The 19,093-nt window shown below is 65.2% G+C and carries 1 protein-coding gene (only partly in view); it reads right to left on the bottom strand.

What is annotated here, in order from left to right:
• Positions 1-19,093: the 5' portion of an SDR family NAD(P)-dependent oxidoreductase gene (locus N4264_RS14300; RefSeq protein ID WP_343231961.1), read on the bottom strand. The gene continues 10,985 nt to the left of window position 1, outside the view; 19,093 of the gene's 30,078 nt are visible here — the first part of the coding sequence; the start codon lies at positions 19,091-19,093; the stop codon falls past the left edge of the window.

Below are 19,093 nucleotides of genomic sequence, written 5' to 3'. Positions count from 1 at the left end.
CCAGGCCGTCGAGATCGTCGTCACCATTGAGTCCGGCGAGTACATCCGTGTTCTTCTTCGCCTCGCCTCGGTAGACACCGTGCCCGCTTTCCGGATTTGCGAGGAACGAGGCAAGCTTGTCGCGCAGTTCAGCGACGGAGTTCGCCAGCAGCGCAAGACGCTGGTCCATGGCCTCGCGTCCGACCTGGAGCGTGTAGGCAATGCGATGCAGGTCCATCTCGCGGCCTGCGTCCAGGTGGGCCAGCAGCCGCCTGGCGATCGCCATCAACCGGTCGCCCGTACGCGCCGACAGCACGATCAAGGCCGGTTGATCCACCGGTGCGGCGGTCGCTGCCTGCGCGTCCTCGCGGTATTCCTCGATGATGACGTGTGCATTGGCGCCGCCGGCGCCGAACGAGGAGATGCCCGCAATCCGCGGGTACTCGGTCACGATCCCGCCCACGTCCCGTCGCGGCCGCGTCCATGACTGCAGTTCCTGCTGCACCCGGAATGGCGTGCGCTCGAAGTCAATATGTGGATTGAGCACGCTCGAGTGCAGCGAAGGCACGAGCTGGCCATGCTTCATCTGCAGCAGTACTTTCGCCAGCGCCGCAATGCCCGCCGCGCTTTCCAGGTGACCGATGTTCGACTTGACCGAACCCAGGGCACAAAATTGCCGGTCTGTCGTGAATCGTCCGAATGCCCTGGTCAGTCCGCTGACTTCGATCGGATCGCCCAGCGCAGTGCCGGTGCCGTGGGCCTCGATGTAGCTCACGGTACGCGCATCAACGCCGGACTTGGCCAGCACCGACTCGATCAGCTCCGCCTGCGCCGTCGGGTTGGGCACCGTGTAGCCGTTCGTCTTGCCGCCATGGTTCACACCCGTGCCGCGAACCAGGCCATAGATCTGGTCGCCGTCCTCGATTGCCCGCCACAGCGGTTTCAGAAGAACTGCGCCGACACCCTCGCCCGGTACATAGCCGTCACCGCCCTGCCCGAAGCTTTCGCAGCGTCCAGTGCTGGAAGCGAAGTGGCCCTGGGCAAGCCCCAGGTACTTGTTGGGATGAACCGACACGTTCACGCCGCCGGCGATTGCAACTGCGCACTCGCCCGACGTGAGGCTCTGGCAGGCCAGGTGGATCGCCGTCAGCGAGCTGGAACACATGGTGTCCACGGCCACGCTGGGGCCGCTGAAGTTGCACCAGTACGAAACGCGGTTGGCGATGGACGACGGGTTTCCGCCGACGGCATATCCCTCGCCCTGGGCCTGTGCCTGGGCGCCGTACAACTGGTATTCCTCGTACATGACGCCAACAAACACGCCGACGACCTGCCGCGACCCGCCCTCGCGCTTTCGCAATGAATCCGGCGTGTAACCCGCATCTTCGATGGCGTTGTAGGCGCACTGCAGGAACAGACGCTCCTGCGGATCCAGCACCACCGCCTCACGCGGGGAAATGCCGAAGAACAGCGGGTCGAACTGATCCACGCCGCGAATGAATCCACCCCAGCGGCAGTACGTTTTTCCCGGACGCCCCTTTTCCGGGTGGAAGTAGGCATCGAGATCCCACCGTTCACGGGGGATCTCGGTGATGCAGTCCCTGCCTGCCTTGAGCGATTCCCAGAACTCGTCGACATCGTCGGACTGCGGAAAGCGCCCGCTCAGGCCCACGATTGCGATGGTGGATTCGCCACCCGAACCACGTTGCGACTGCCTTGCGACGCGATTGTCCGGACGCGCCGCAGCACGGCTTGCCACGGGCATCGACGAGACGACGGCGGCGGGCCGTTCGGCACGCAGCGCCGCAGCGCGTCGCACCGGCAGCTGTGTCTTCGCCACGAGTACGTCACGGTGAGCCTCGACGAAGTACTGGGCGAGTTCGCCAAGTGTCTGGTACTCAAACAGCAAGGTCTTCGGCAACGGTCCGAACACCTGCTCCAGTTCTGTGACCGCGTCCAGCGCCGTGATCGAGTCGATGCCGTAAGTGCCGAGGCCCACAGCTGGATCCAGTCGTTCGACTTGAACCTTCAAGGTCCGTGCGACGATGTCCTTCAGAAGCGCCACAGCGGGTTCGTGCAGGCGCTCGACGTCAATCGTCACCTCGTCACTGATGGGTTCACGCATGTCGAATTCCCTGTCGTTCTTGTCCCGGGTCCGCTTCGGATCCACGGGTGTATTGCCATCTGGAGATCGCGATGTGAATCCGACCAGGCGCAGGCATACCGCGCCTGACGCGTCGGCAATGTCGATGTCCAGCTTGTGGATGCCGCGCTCGCGCATCGCCCGGCTCGGACGCACGTGCACCCAGACCTGCCGCGGCACCGGCGCGAACAGCTGCATGCCCTCCAGCGCGTAGGGCAGTGCTGCCCGCGGCGTCGTTCCATCGCGCCCGGGTTCGTCCCCACCGTCGGCGAGCAGCAGTCCCAGCGACGCCTGCAGGGCGCCATCAAGAACACCAGGATGCAGCAGGAAGCGATCGATCTCCGCACTATCTGCGCTAGACCGGATCACCTGGGCGAGCACGTGCCGGGTGCCGTCGTCCGCGGTGCCGACCTGCACGCTCCGGAGGCATCGGTATGACGGCCCGTAGTGAAGCCCGAGCGCAGTCAGCACGTCGTAGCAGCGTTCCGTGTCGACCACGGTGTCGCAGGCCGTGCGCAGTGCATCCAGATCCATGACCTGAGGTGACAGGACATCAGATTCGGCGAGCACAGCACCTACCGCACACACGATTCTCCGCTCAGGCGTTGAATCCGCCGCTTCGGTGTACACCTCGAAGGTAAATCCGCCGCCTTCGCGCGGCCGCAGTTCGATATGAACGTCTTGCGGCCCGGTCACTACGAGCGGACGGACCCACACCAGATCCTGGATCGACGGCACCGTCGGCTGCGACGTGGCGTCGTCATTGATGGATTGGCGCATCGCCGCGACAGCCATCTCCAGGCATGCCACGCCGGGAAGAACGCTCACGCCGTTCACGACGTGCTCGCGCAGGAACCATTCCGTCGCATCGAACGTGCTGGTGAAGCGCGGCCGACCGGCGATCGAGGAGACCCGCTGCACGAGCGGATGCAGGTGATCCGGCGCCTTCGCTGCACCACCGTTGCCGTTGATCCAGTACGTTTCGCGAGCAAACGGATACGTGGGCAGGCGCACGCGCGCCGGTGCATCACCGGCCCAGAGTCGGCGCCAGTCGACGGCGCGACCGTCGCAGAACGCACGACCGAGAGAGGCAAGCTGTCGCGCACGATCGGCCGGATCGGTCGACACCTCATCCTGCGTTGCGTGCATCGTCGGAATCGCGCGCGCGACGTGTCCCGTCGTGACCGCGGCGGTGTCCTCGCCGTCGATGAACCGGCTCAACGCCGCGAGTGCCTCCCGGCGATCCGCCGCGATGATGGAACAGCGCCACGCGAAGTGCTGGCGATGGCACATCAGGGTGTAGCTGACGCTGCGCAGCGACGCAACCGTCGCGTCGTCGCGCAGCCTGTCGCGCAGTGCTATCGCGCGCTGCCGCAGGCTCTGCGCAGTCTTGGCGGAAAGCAGCAGCAAGTGCGGTGTAACCGTCTCGTCCGCGGCCTTCGGCATCGGCCGGTCATCGTGGCTGGCGACCGCGACGTGTGCATTGGTCCCACTCATACCGAACGCGCTGACGGCACCGATGCGCCTGCGATCCGAACGCAATGGCCAGGGCTGCGCCGCACGGTTCACCTGGATCGGCTTGGTCGACCAGTTGACATAGCTGCTGAGCGTTTCGCAATGAAGGCTCGCCGGGATGACCCCATGCTTCATCGCCGCCAGCAAGGACACCAGGCTGACCAGGCCGGATGCCGCAAATGTGTGACCAACAGTGGATTTCACCGATGTCACGAGGCAGCGCGCGCCGTCAGTGCCGGTGGCTGCAAATACGTCGCAGAGCGCCTCGATTTCCACCGGGTCGCCCAGCGGCGTTCCCGTTCCGTGGGCGATCACATAGTCGACATCGCCCGGCGCGATCGCGGCACGGCGGTACACACGGGAAATAAGGTCCGACTGCGCCTTTCCGCTCGGCGCGGTCAATCCATTGGTGCGGCCGTCGTAGTTGACGCCGCTGCCAAGGATCACGCCGTGAATCAGATCGCCGTCGGCCTCGGCCTGGACCAGGCGCTTGAGCACGACGGCCACCACGGCCTCACCGGGAACCAGTCCATTGGCGCGCTCGTCGAATGCCCGGCAATGGCCGTCCGGCGACAGCATTCCCGCCTGGCTCATCGCCATGTAGGTCTGCGGCGTCAGAATCAGATTTACGCCGGCGGCAATCGCCGCTTCGCAGTCGCCCGCCCGCAAGCTCAGGCAAGCCTGGTGCAGGGCAACCAAACCCGAAGAACAGGCCGTGTTGATCGCCATCGCCGGCCCCTGCAGGTTCAGGAAATAGCCCAGCCGCGCGGCCAGCACTGCATCATGATTGCCAGTGATCAGGCCCGGCAGACCCGCATTCGACAGCAGGAGCTGATAATCGCCCTGCTCCACGCCGACGAACATGCCCACGCGGTCGGCGCGCAGCTGCTCGGAACCGTATCCGGCGTCCTCGAGCGCGCTGAAGGCTTCCTGCAGCAGCAGCCGCTGCCGCGGATCCATGGATTCGGCCTCTTTCGGCGAGATTTCGAAAAAGAGCGGATCGAATTCATCAACGCCGGGCAGCACACCAAGCCATCGGCTGCTGATCTTTCCGGCCAGGGACGAAAGCGATGTCGTTCCCGCCGTCGTATCCACGAAGTAGTCGCGCCAATCGAATCGATGAGACGGTATCTCCTCGATGCCGCCCCTGCCCTCCGCCAGCAGCGTCCACAGCTCTGACACCGTTCTCGCCTGCGGGAACCGACCGCTCATGCCGATGACCGCAATGGCGTCCTCGGGCCATTCCCGCGCCGTGGCGGCCGCGGCGACCGCAGCCTCCCGGATCGGCGTCGGCGGGGTATCGGTCCTCAGTGAATCTGGTGGCGCGCCGAATGGGCGCGCGACTGCCTTGCCGTGGGTGCGAACCAGATGCGCGGCAAGGTCGTCCAGCGTCGGATAGCTGAAGAACACACTTGGAGAAATCTCCACGCCGAAATGCGCGCTCAACTGCTTGGAAAATTCGAGCAGGCCGATGGAGTCGAAGCCGAAATCGGCCAAGCTGCCGGCGGGATCTATCCGCTCCGGTGCGAGCTGCAGAATCGATCCGGCAAGCTCACGAAGGTCCGACAGGACCCGCTCCGTCGTATGGATTTCCGTCGGCTCATTGCGGGGCACGGTGTTCCCAGGGATCTTATCCATTGACACGGTGCGCTGCGGCTCCAGGCCGACGATGCGATCCATGCGTTCCCGCGTGCCCGCCAGCACCAGGGCGCTACGGCACCCGTCCTGCGCAAAGCGAGTCAGGAGTTCTTCGAAAATCGCGAAACCTTCATCGCTTTCCAGGGCACGCTGGCCGCTCGTACTCAGGTACAGGCGAGCCGCATCCTCGGTCGCAAAGCGCATGCCACCGTCTCGCCACAGTGGCCAGCAGATCGCGAACGCGTTGCTGCCAGGCCGGCTCGCATGGGCAATCTGGAAGCGGTTTGCCTGCGCATAGCTGCAGGCGCCGAAATCGCCGATCAGCGCGGCCGACGACGAGAAATGGCAGATGAAGTCGAGCGAGCATTCCTTCAGCAGCACGTCGAGGACGAGCGTGCCATTCACCTTCGGCCGCAGCACCGCTTCGAACGCGGCTAGATCGACGGTCGAAACGCGCTGGTCGGTATTGATTCCCGCCGCGTGGATGACGCCGTGCAGCGCGCCGAATCGTGCCAGCCCCTGAGCGAGCGCAATTCGCATCTGCGCTTCGTCGGTCACGTCAGCGGCCACATACAGCGCCTGGCCGCCGAGCTGGATTAGCGCTGCAAGCTTCGCCTCGAGGACCGGGTTGGTTGCGGTCCGGCCGATCAGCAGCAGATTAGCGCCGTAGGTCTTCGCCAGATATTCAGCAAACAGGTATCCCAGGCCGCCGGCCCCGCCGGTGATCAGATAGGTACCGCCCGTGCGCAGCTTCGACCCGGTGGGAGGCGTCGGCGCAAGCGCGCGAATGCGCTCCACGTGCCGCACACCGTTCCGGTAGAGCGTGCTCTCCAGCTTCACGGCGCACTGTTCGTCCCACAACCGGTGCACCCAGGCCTCAAGGCGTTCGGACGCCCCCGCATCCGGTGCGTCGGCCGGCACCTGCACCTGGATTGTCGCTATCTCGGCACCTGCCCAGGCGTGTTTGAGCGACGGTTGGTACGCCACCCACGAATCCAGATGGCTGCGCTCTTCTTCCGAGCGGTACTCACCGGCCAGGAGCACCTTGGGCGCGCTCACGCCGCTTCTGATGCAGGATTGAACAAGGGCAAGCGCGCGTTCCGGTCGCGTCAGCGCCGGGTCGTCCTCGAGACCCCACAAATACCAGATCGCGTCGATCGCGCCATGCTGATCGATGATGGCGCGCAGCGCGGCGTCGAAGTCCTGCGGCGCGGCAACGGTTGTCACGAAGATCAGCCGGGTCTGCGGGTTCAGCCGGGCCATCGCCGTTGCAACGACCGCCTGCCAGCCGGCGTCAGCGAGCAGCACCAGGACAGTCCGGGCCACCAGCTCTCCGCTTTCGCGCGGAGCCGGCTCCCAGGCTGGAGAATACAGCCGTGGCTCCGCCGTCGGCGGCGCGCCCTGGGGTTCCGTGCCTGCAGCGATGCCGGCGACGAGCGCCGGAGAGTCCAGCCAGAACAGTTCCTTCTCAAACGGATACGTAGGCAGGCTCGTACGGCGCGGCTGCATTCCATAGTGCGATCCGGGCCCATACAGGCAAGACCAGTCGAACGCGACGCCCTTCGTCCACAGCTCGAGCAGCTTCCCGTACTTGCCTTTTGCAAGCCATTGCCGGACCAGGCTTCCCAGGTCCTCGTCGCCGCTGATGCCTGCGAGCGAATCCTTGTTGCGCCTGACTTCGCCGCGGTAGATGCCATCGACGCCGTCCGGGTCGGCCAGGTAGCGCGAGAGGCTGTTGCGCAGGTCTGCGACGGAGTTCACCAGCAACCCCAGACGCTGGTCCATGGCTTCGCGTCCGAGCTGCAGCGTGTAGGCGATACGGTGCAGGTCTGTCTTGTTGCCAGCGTCCAGATGCACCAACAGACGCCTTGCGACCGCCGCCAACTGATCGCCCGTACGCGCCGACAGAACGATCAAGGCGGGTTGATCCGCGGGCGCAGCCGGTGTCACTGCCTGTACGTCCTCGCGGTATTCCTCCACGATCACGTGCGCATTGGCGCCACCGGCGCCGAACGAGGAAATTCCTGCAATCCGCGGGTACTCCGTCTCAATGCCGCCCACCATCAGCCGCGGGCGTGTCCACGGCTGCAGTTCGCGCTGAACGCGGAACGGCGTACGGTCAAAGTCAATATGTGGATTAAGCACCGTCGCGTGCAGCGAAGGCACGAGCTGGCCATGCTTCATCTGCAGCAGCACCTTCGCCAGCCCGGCTATGCCCGCCGCGCTTTCCAGGTGTCCGATGTTCGACTTGACCGAGCCCAGGGCGCAGAACTGGCGGTCGGTCGTGAATCGCGCGAACGCCTTGGTCAGTCCGCTGACCTCGATCGGATCGCCCAGCACGGTGCCGGTACCGTGCGCCTCGATGTAGCTCACCGTGCGCGCATCAACCCCGGACTTGAGCAGCACCGATTCGATCAGCTCCGCCTGCGCCGTCGGGTTGGGGACCGTGTATCCATTCGTCTTGCCGCCGTGATTGACGCCGGTGCCGCGGATCAGGCCGTAGATCTGGTCGCCGTCTTCGATCGCCCGCCACAGCGGCTTCAGGAGCACAGCGCCGACGCCCTCGCCCGGAACGAAGCCGGAGCCGCCGTCGCCGAAACTGCGGCACTTGCCATCGGCTGCCAGCATCCGCTGCGCCGACAGCATGATGAAATTCGACGGATGCAGATACAGGTTCACGCCCCCGGCGATTGCGGCGTCGCATTCCCCCCGGTGCAGGCTTTCGCAGGCTTCGTGAATCGCCGTGAGCGACGCCGAGCACATCGTGTCGACGGGAATGCTCGGCCCGTGCAGGTCGAGCACATACGACACGCGGTTCGCGATGGAACCGAAACTGGTATAGACGAGCGCGTTTCCGCCGCGACGCGCGATTTCCGGCCCGTACAACGCGAAGCCGGACTTCGTGACGCCGGCGAAAACACCGACCCGGCCGTTGCACTGCCGTGCCAGGCGTTCGCGCGTGTAGCCCGCGTCCTCCAGCACTTCCCAGGAGGCCTGCAGGAACAATCGTTCCTGCGGATCCATGCACGATGCCTCGCGCGGCGAAATGCCGAAGAACAGCGGGTCAAACTCCGCAAAGCCGTCGAGGAACCCGCCCCACTTGGAATAGCTCCTGCCCTGGGCGACTGCCGCGTCAGCGTCTGCCTGGAAGAAGCCGTCGAGCGCCCACCGTTCCGGCGGCAGTGTCGTCACGCAGTCCGTTCCGGCTTTCAGGTTCTCCCAAAAGTCCGCCAGCGTGCTGGCTTGGGGATAGCGTCCTGCCATGCCGACAATGGCAATGCGCTGCGCATCACCGTGGGTCGCTGACGGCAGCAACATGCGACGGGGCGTTTCCGCCGGCACGGCCGCAGCGACAGGACGCTGAACCGGTGGCGGTACGGATTGCGGCACCTGCACGACCTGCGCACCCGTCCACTGCTCGCACTCTTCGCGCCGCTCCGACACCAGGAACGCACACAGCTGTTCCAGCGTCGGGTATTCGTACAGAACCGTTTTCGACAGAGCAGCGAAGATTTCCGCCAGCCGCTCGTTGAACTGGAGCACGACGATCGAGTCCACCCCGTAGTGTTCGAATCGTTCGGCCGGATCCACGTCGCTTCGGTTGAGCTTGGTGACGTCACAGAAGACAGCTTTCAGGCGTTCGAGCGTCCTGTCGCGCAGCCACTCCCGATTGCCGGACGTGGGTGCGGCGCCGACGGATGGGCCGGCGATATCGTGCCGGACGGCCGGAAGTTGGAGTGCGCTGTTCAATGCACGCACATCGCCGTAGAGAATGACCGCATTTGCCGCATCGGCCGCGAAGGCCTGGTACAGGCCGTCGAACGCATCGCGTGCGCCGATCGCCTGCATTCCTGCCCGCTGCATCTGGCTGTGCACCGTCGCATTCACGCGCATGCCGCCGTCACGCCAGAGCGGCCAGGCAATCGACAGCGAGCGGCCCTTGCGTGCGCCCTGCTGCTCCAGTGCGCGCCGGTGCTCGGCAAACCTATCCAGGAACGCGTTACCAACAGCGTAGTCCGCCTGCCCGGGATTTCCGACCACGCCGGACAGCGCGGACATCAACAGGAAGAAGTCGAGATCGAGGTCTGCGGTCGCGGCATCGAGGTTCACTGCCCCCGCCACCTTGACGGCCATCACGGCAGAAAAGTCCTCGGCGGACTTCCTGATCAGGAAACTGTCCCGGGTGATGCCGGCGGCATGGACGACGCCGTCCAGCGTGCCATGCCGCGCCAGCACGCCCGCGATGCAGGTGTCGACTGCGCTCCTGCTGGTCACATCCGCGTCGACGTACTCGACCGTCGCCTTCGCGTATTCGCGGCACAGCGCGTCGATGGCTTGGCGCCGTGGCTCATTCAGCGGCGCACGGCCGATGAGAACGAGTGTCGCCGAGGCGGCATTCGACAGGATTTCGCGCGCCAGCAGCAGTCCGATTCCGCCGGCGCCACCGGTCACCACATAGACGCCGCCCTCCTTCCAGGGGCGCGACGTCGCTGACCCGGCGACGCTATTGATCCGTGACAGTCGGGGAATGCGGCGAAGGTCACCTGCGTACTTCACTTCAGGATCGACGATGCGCGACGACCCGGCCTCGTCTTCGAGAATGTTCCTCAGGGCCGCTGCGGATACCGTGGTGCCGACTTCAATGACCTGGCCGGCGAATGCCGGGTTTTCCAATGCCGCAACGCGCAGCAACGCGGCCAGTGCGGTGGCGCGCGAGCACTGCTCCGCGTCATTCGCCACGACAATCTGCATCAGTACCGTCCCCGCCGGGCGTTCCGACAAGATGGACTGGATGCGAACGAAAGCCTGGGTGGCAAGCGTCGAAAGGCCGCCCGTTGTTTCGTCGGTCGCTTCCATCAGGTGGCTGTTGGCGCGCAGTCCCTGTAGTTCCGGTTGGGCCACCAGCGTCGCCAGTTCCGGTGAAAACAGTACCCAGCGTTCTTGGAACACGTCGACGTGCCGGCTCGGCGCACGCTCGATCGGCGCGGCGACGAGGGTGCGTGCGAGCACATGGAGTGCGTGCACCGGTTCATCGCGGACGGTTTGGATCGGCACCGACGCATCGAGCCAGTAGCGATCGCGCTTGAAGGGATAGGTGGGAACGCGCGTGGTTCGCACGTGCCTTCCGGCATTCAGCGCCAGCCAGTCGATCGCCGCGCCGCGGGTCCATGCCTGCGCCAGTTTCGCGAGCTTCCGCTTCGCGATCCAGGTCTGCAGGAGCGTCTTGCCGTCGTCGTCGCTATCGAGGATGTCGCCCGCGTCGCCGCTCCGCTTCACATGGCCAACGAACGCAGCGCTCGTCTTCGTGCCGTCGAGGAATCCCGACAACGCGGCGTCCGCGCCGCTGCGGCAACTCGCCACGAAGGCGACGCGGTGATCCATGGCGCTGCGGCCGACCTGCAACGTATAGGCCACATCCCCCAGCGCGCCGTCGTCGCTCATCGCGCGCAGGTGATCCCGCAACTGCTCGGCCTGAGCCCGGAGACTGCCCACCTCTTTGGCCGAGAGGACGAACAGCAATTCGCCGCCGTCGTGTTGACTATTCACCGGCACGTGATCCATTTCCTCGATCACGACGTGCGCGTTTGTTCCACTGAATCCGAATGCGCTGACCGCGGCACGACGTGGGCCGGTCGACCCACGTTCCCACGCCCGCAGTGCCGGGTTCACATAGAACGGGCTGTCCGCCAGCACGACGCGCCCGTTCAAGGACTGGAAGGGCGCCGTTGGCGGCAGCGCCCGGTGACGCAGTGCCAGCAGCACTTTGATCACGCCGGCAACACCGGCGGCCGCGAGCGTGTGTCCGATATTGCTCTTGACCGAACCAAGCGCGCAGAAGGCCCGCGCGTCGGTGTACGAACCGAAGGCCGTGTTCAGCGCTTCGACCTCGATCGGGTCGCCCAGTGGCGTGCCCGTTCCATGCGCTTCCATGAGCGAGATCGTCGCCGGATCGATGCCAAACTGTTCGTAGACGCGCCGGTGGAGCGCGGTCTGGGACGCAACGCTCGGCGCCGTGATGCCATTGGTCCGCCCGTCCTGGTTGATGCCCCAGGCAGAGATGACGGCGTGAACCGGATTTCCGTCCCGGATCGCGTCCTCCAGGCGTTTGAGCAGGACGACGCCGACGCCCTCCGCCGGCACGAAGCCGTCGGCGCGCGCGTCGAACGTATGGCATCGACCGCTCGGCGACAGCATGCCCGCCTTGCTCGCCATGATGTGGAAGGCCGGCCCCGCGAGCACGCCAACACCGCCCGCCAGGGCACTATCGCTGCGCCCGAGGACGAGGCTGTCGCAGGCCATGGCGATGGCCACGAGCGAGGATGAACACGCGGTATCCACCGAAACACAGGGGCCTCGGAGATTCAGGTGATAGGCCACGCGTCCGCTGAGAATCGCGGTCGAGGCGCCCATCAGTCCCTTCGCCGACAGCGCCTCCGCATGCTCGCCACTGCGCCCGTAGTCGCCGGTCGCGCAGCCGGCAAAAACGCCACACGTGCTGCCGGACAGGCTCGACGGATCGATACCGGCATCCTCGATGCTCGCCCACGAATGCTGCAGGAACAGGCGCTGCTGGGGATCCATCCACTCCGCTTCGGCCGGTGTGATGCCGAAAAAGAGCGGGTCGAACTCCGCTGCCGTCTCAAGATGCCCGAGCCAGCGATTGTAGGTTTTCGCTTCCGCGCCGGCATCGCTGGAGTAGTAGGCATCCAGGTCCCAGCGCGAGGCGGGAACTTCCGAAATGCAGTCGGCTCCGCGGGCAATATTGTCCCAGTACTCGTCCAGCGAGCGGGATTTCGGGAATGCACCCGAGACGCCGATGACGGCAATCGCCGACTTCTCGGGCCCTTGTCGCAGCGGCGACCGGGTGGCCGACGCTTCGGAGTGCGGCGCTGCGACCCGCACCGGATTGCGTGCGGAATGGCACGCCAACGATCGCGCTCCGGCCTCTTGCACGACAAGGCCGTCGCTCTCGGCAACGATCACCTGCTGGCCAAGGCCATGACCGGCGCGCGCGGGGAACGAAATGGCGCGGAACCCCTCTTCCCGCAGGACCCTGTTCCAGGTTTCGGGCAGTAGCGCCGGTGTTCCCGGAATCCGCAGCCCGGCATCGTCGTGGGCCCACCAGCCGTCGAGCAGGCCGAACGTCAGGTGAGAAAAGAGGCTGTGCCCGCTCAGTTCGCCCAGCAACAGCATGCCGTTGCGCTTCAACGCCTTCTTGGCGTTGCGCACGCTCGCACGGACATTCCCCGTCGCGTGCAGCACATTGGCGGCGATCACCAGGTCGTACGAGCCGACCTCGAACCCCTGCGCCGGCAGATCTTTGTCGATATCCAGCAGTTGATACGTCACGTAAGGCATTTCGCTCGCATAGGCGCGCCGCGCCCGTGCCAGGAACGCCTTTGAGACGTCCGTAAAGCAGTAATTGCCGATGTGCGAAGCAAGCGGCCGGGTGCGTGCGAGAACCGCGCTGCTGGTCGCGCCGGTGCCGGCGCCGATCTCGAGAATCCGGAAACGGGCCGCCGGATTCCGCTTCAGCTGTTCGCGAATAAACGCGTCAGCGACACTCGCAATGGTGGCGTTGAAGTAATCCGCAACGACGTTGTCCGCATAGATGCCTTCCAGCAGTGCCATCGACGAGTTGGGAAACAGGACTTCCGTCGCCAGCGACGCACCGGTGAGAATCCGGGGCAGCGCCCGCAGCGCCGCGTCCAGGGCGCCAACCTGCGCACGCAATCCCTTGATGTCGCGCCAGGTGGCGACACGGCGATCCCATTCGGCCCACAAGGCCGTCTGGTCACCGGTGTCTCCGGCGCGCGCAAAAATCTGGCCACGCCCGATCGACAGATGCCCTCGCTCAGCGAGAAGGCGCACGCTTTCCTGGAGCCAGCGGGTGTAGGCCGGCAGAACGCCAGCGTCTGCCTGCCATGTGCTCAGTTCGTTTGTGGAGCCGTCGAAAGCGGCCAGCGACTGCAACTGGCTCGACAAGAGACGGCAGGACAGTTCTTCAAGCGCGTCCACTGTTCCGCCCTGACGAATAGCCGCCTCGTCGGGCAGTTCGGCACTTTCGACGCGCCCTGCAAGATCTGTCACGCTGGGAAGCGTGCGTTCGAGTTGCGCGACCGGCGCCGATTGCGCGGCAAGCCCGGACAGCAGCATGGCATCGGTCACCTTGAGTACGGCCAGCTGACTGACTGCGCTGTCCAGCAGCTGCTCGACGACCGCGACACCTTCTGCAGGCTCGATCGAACCGATACCCTGCTGGGCCATTCGTGAGCGGTACGCAGGCGATGCCACAATGCCGACGCTACCCCAGTAGCCCCAGTTCACGGTCTTTACCGGGCATGCCCATTCCTGCGCCAGCCGCTGCGCGAAGGCATCCTTGAAGGCGCAGCCGGCCGCGTAATTGCTCTGGCCCGCCTGCGGCACAATGCTCTGGAATGACGAGAAGAACAGCACGAATTCCGGGTTCCGGTCGGCCACTACCTGCGCCAGCCGCACACAGACATTCACCTTCGCTCCCAGCGAATCGACGAAGTGCTGCTCGTCCATCTGGGCGATGCTCTTGTCCGCAAGAACGATCGCGGCGTGGACGACGCCGTGGATGCGGCCATGGGCCGTCTCGATCGCGTCGCAGGCATGCCGGAGTGATTCGACATCGGATGCATCCGCGCGGATGTACGTCGGTCGCGGCCCGACTTCGGACAGTCGGTCCATCCTGGATTCAATGGCGGTATCCAGCGGACGCCGTCCGATCCAGACCACCTTGGCCTGATAGTGGGCGATCAGATGCCGGCTGAACACTTCGCCGAGCCCACCCGCACCGCCGATGAGCACATACACGCCGCCGCGGCGAAACACGGCGCCGGCCGGCGCCGGCAGCGTGCATGGTGCAAGACGCCGCCTGTGCCAGGCCGCATCGCGATAGGCCCACGCGTCGCCGTCCGGGGCCGAGGGCAGGCGCAGCACATCCTGGATGCGCAGGTTGGCCTCGGAGGTTTCGCAGTCGCGTGGAAGGTCGACCAGACGAATTTTCCAATGGCGATACTCTTTCGCCAGCGAACCGGCGAATCCATGCACGCTGGCATGTGCCGGCTCGACGCATTCGCCCGGGCGCACACCCTGGCTCTGCCGGGTGATGAGGGTCAAGCCCAGGTCGGCGTCAACACTGCTCGCTGCAAGCAGGCCCTTCACCACGCGGAACAGCGATACCACGCCCACGTCCTGTGCACGGATCAGGCGTTCGTCGCCGGCGGCTTGGGAGTGCTCGCACGGAGCCACCCATACCACATGGCTGATGCGCGCGACGCGCGACAGCTGGCCGGCAATCGCTTCCGCGCTGTCGGCCGACTCAATGGCCAGCACGCTCATCTGCGGGAACGCAGCGGACCACGCGCCCTGCTGCTCCGCCGTGCCGCCGATCATCACCACCGCACTGTTCTTTGCCGGCCAGGCGTCCGCCCACCCCGGAATCGCTTCCTGCCACGAACTGACGAACGTCAGCGCATTGGCTGGCAATGCAGTCGCAGCGGGAACGTCGGACCAGACACCGTCGGCGACAGGAGCGGCTGCAGACACGACGCCCGTTGCTGCCGGCCATGCAGGTACCGATGCGCCGACGACTGCTCCGCTCAAATATTCGGCCAATGCCCGGACGTTGGGATAGTCGTAGAGACGTGCCACATCCACGTTCGATCCGAATCGCTCATTGAGCGTCTGGACCCAGGCGACGCCGGTAATTGAATCCAGGCCGAGCTCGCGGAACGCCAGATCGCGGTCGATGGCGGCGCTTTCCAGCATCAGGGCAGCGCCAAGGCTCGTGCACAATTCGTCTTCGAGCGCACGAATCTGCTCGGCACGCACCTCACGGTGCGTGTGGGCGTGGACAGGCGCAGCGGCGACGGAATGAGGGGCATGTTCCGCACGGGAACCGTCGCTGGGGACAGGCGCAGACACAGGGACAGGATCCGGCAGCGGCTTTCGGGACGGGACCCAATGGCGCGCCATGGCAAACGGATAGGTCGGCAGGCTGACACGCCGCGGCGCGACCGACGCGTACACGCCTTCTGCGTCGTAGAGTGCCTGCCAATCGACCGGCGTGCCCTCCACCCAGCGTGCAAGAACGCCCGCGAATGCGTCATTGGTCGACGCGTTCCGCAGTACATCAACGGATCCATCGGGCGGCACATCATCCTGGCCACGCTTAGCACTGCCGTGGAAGCACGAGGGAATGTCGGCAGCGCCTGCCAGGTACGCCGACAACCGCTCCTCGAGTTCCGGCAGCGCAGTGACAGCCAACGCCAGACGGAAAGGCATCGGATCCCTTCCGACCTGCAAGGTATAGGCGATGTCGAAAAGCGCCTGGTCGCTATCCTCACTGCAGGTACGGACGTGATCTCGGAGCTGGGACGCGCGCGCGCGCAGACCCGCCTCGGTCTTGGCCGACAGCACAACCAGGGCAGGACGTGCCGGGATTCGATGCGCCGCACGGCGAACCGCGTATTCCTCCAGAACGACATGGGCATTCACGCCACCGAAGCCGAATGAGCTGATCCCTGCCCGCCTCGGGACTGCGTTCCCTGCCCTGTCCTTGGACACAGTCCACGGCTGTGTGTCCTTGACGATGAAAAACGGGCTGTCCTGCAGCTCGATCAGCGGGTTCAAGGGTTCACAATGCAAACTTTTTACCAGGGTACGGTGCTTCATTTGCAGGATTACCTTGATCACGCCCGCAATGCCTGCGGCGAGCTCCAGGTGCCCGATGCTGGACTTCACCGACCCGATCGCGCAGCGGTGGCCATCGGGCAGTTCGTCGGCGCCACGTTCCGCGCGTGCCGCGGCGAACGCACTCTTCAGTCCGTTGATCTCGATCGGATCGCCGAGCCGCGTTCCGGTGCCATGCGCTTCAACGTAGGTCACGGTGTATGCATCGATACCCGCGTCGCGGTGAGCTGCCCTGACCAGATCAGCCTGTGCCTTGGGGTTCGGAGACGTCAGCGACTGGGCGCGGCCGCCATGGTTCTCGGCGCTGCCGAGAATGATCGCGTGAATGGTGTCCCGGTCACGTTCGGCCTCCGGCAGCTTTTTCAGGATCAGGATGCCGACGCCCTCGCCGCGCACGTAACCATTGGCTTCGCTCGAGAACGTTCGGCATCGGCCGTCTTCGCTGAGCATTCCGGCCCGGCTGAAACTGATATGACCCCACGGCGCGATAATCGTGTTGACGCCACCGACGATGGCCATGTCGCAGTCGCCAGCCTGCATCGCCCTTACCGCGCGATGGATGGCCACCAGAGAGCTGGAACAGGCGGTTTCGATCGGCTCGCTGGGACCGTGCAGGTCGAGCAGATAGCTGAGCCGATTCGGGCCCATCGACGGGGCAGCGCCCGTGGCGCTGTAGCCTTCGATCGGGAGGTCCGAGTCGGCAACCAGCTGGCTGTAGCCGCTGCTGCCTGTACCGATGAAGATGCCCGTCTTCGTTCCGGACAGATCCCGCGAGGCATAGCCAGCGTCTTCTATCGCCTTCCACGCGTACGTCATCAACAGGCGCTGGTGCGGATCCATCAATGCCGCTTCCTTCGGCGAGATGCCGAAGAACAGGGGATCAAACTCCGCGACGCCGGCGATGAACCCTCCCCACTTCGCGTTCGTCCTGTTCGCCTCGATGCGGGGATCTCCGTAGATGGCGCGCCAGTCCCAGCGATCGGCCGGAATCTCGCCGATGCAGTCTTTTCCGGCTTTCAGGTTTTCCCAGAATGAGCCCAGATCCGCGGCGTCGGGAAAACAGCCGCTCATGCCGATGATCGCGACCGGGACACGCCGGCGATCGTCCCTCGAAACGTCCTGACCCGGATGCCACTGGCCATGCAGCGCCGCGTTGCGGGGCGGAGACGGTTCTACCGTTACGGCCGCGCGCGGCACCGTTGCGCCCGTGGGGCGCGCTTCGGGCGAAGGTACCAACGGAGTGAGCACCTTCGCGATCTGCGGCCCGTGGGCGCCCAACAGGTATGCCGCGAATGCGCGCACCGTCGGGTACTCGAAGAAGATCGTCGGGCTGACTTCCAGTTGAAGTGAGGTCTTGAGCCCGCTGCCGAAGGCCGTGAGACTGATCGAGTCGAATCCGAACTCGCTGAACTCGGAATCCGGGTCGATCTCTTCGACTCTCACCTTCAGCTGCAGCGCAATGGCCTCGATCAGCGCACGTTCGATTCTGCGCTGAAGCTCCCGGCGGTCGCCAACCTCGGCCACCGGCGCACTCGCGGCGGGGCTCTGAGCCGGTGTGTTCGCCGCTTCCGCTGCCAGAAATGCAGGATCGGCAGCCACGACGGCAACCTGCGATTCTCCGCTCTGCCACGCCGCATAGAGCGCGGCTACGCCTTCTTCGCTGGTCAGTTCGCGAATACCTTGTGCACGAAGCTGTTCGCGCAGGCTGGCCGGCAGTTCCATGCCGCCGTCGCTCCAGAGCGGCCAGTTGATCGAGAGCGTGGCGCCCCGGCGTTCGCCGCGTTCGACCTGCCCATTGCGGGCATGGGCGAACCGGTCCAGGAAGGCGTTGGCAGTCGCATAATCCGCCTGGCCGACATTTCCCACCGCACCGGCCATCGACGAAAACAGGATAAAGAAGTCGAGATCCAGATGCTTCGTCGCGTGATCCAGGTGCAGCGTCCCGCTCACCTTGGGAGCCAGGACGGCGCGGAAGTCGTCGGGGCTTTTCTTCAGGATGAAACTGTCCCGGACAATTCCCGCGGCATGCACGATCCCGCTCAGCCGGCCGTAGCCTTCAACGACATCTGCAATACAGGCGTCCACGGCTGATGCATCGGTAACGTCCAGCGTGCGGTAATCAATCCGCGCGCCATCATGCTGGAGCGCCGCAATCGCCGACCGCCGACCGTCATCCAGGCGCGAACGTCCCGACAGGATGACGGTTGCCCGCCTCGCCCGACGCGTGATCTCCTTGGCAACGATCAACCCCAGCGCACCGGCGCCGCCGGTGATCAGGTATACCCCGTCATCCTTCCACAGCCCGGCGCGGCCAGGGGCCTCCGGGATCTGCAGCCGGCGCAGGCGCCTAGCCTGGCGGGCACCCTGGACATAGCGGACTTCCTCGTCGCGATCCGATGTCGCCCCGAGGGCCATGCCGGCCAGCTCGGCAACCGTCGCGTGGCCATCAACGCAAATGACCTGGCCTGCAAAATTCCGGTTTTCGTGGCGGGCGCTACGCAACAAGGCACTCAATGCTGCCGTGACCTCACTGTCGCGCGAATCCAGGAGAACCTGCACGAGCACCGGGGCGGCGGGCTTGCTGGCCAGGATGGATCGCACCCGACTGAATACGTGCTCCGCCTGGACGACGAACTGATCCGCGGCGCGCAGGACGTCGTCGCCCTGCTCCGGCAGCATTTCCCACTGGATCGCCGCATACTGCTGTGCCAGCGCGGGGAGCGAGTCCTTGTAGGAATTGTCCAGAATTACCCAATGTCCTTTCGCGATGACGGAAGACGCCGGGGTGCCGGCTGGTGTTGCGCGCTCCCATCGGGGAGCCAGCAATTCAACCGGACGGGCCTGTGCTTCGGACAGAGGCGTGACATCGGGTGCCTGCAATGCCTGGTCGCGGTTTGACAACGTCCTCGCAGCCAATCCTGTCAGCCGCACCAGGACATCACCCCCGTCGTCGCAGACGTCGATATCCAGCTTTCGCACCCCTGTCCTTCCGACGTCACTGCTCGACGATGATGGCCGGACATAGGCCCAACCGGATTCGCCGGTAGACCCGAACACTTCCACCGTGTCAACGGCAAACGGTACCGCGGGATCCAT

The organism is Tahibacter amnicola, from assembly GCF_025398735.1.
Classification (GTDB): Bacteria; Pseudomonadota; Gammaproteobacteria; order Xanthomonadales; family Rhodanobacteraceae; genus Tahibacter; species Tahibacter amnicola.
The sequence above is the reverse complement of the archived record's forward strand: the minus strand, read 5'-3'. Positions and strand labels throughout refer to the sequence as shown.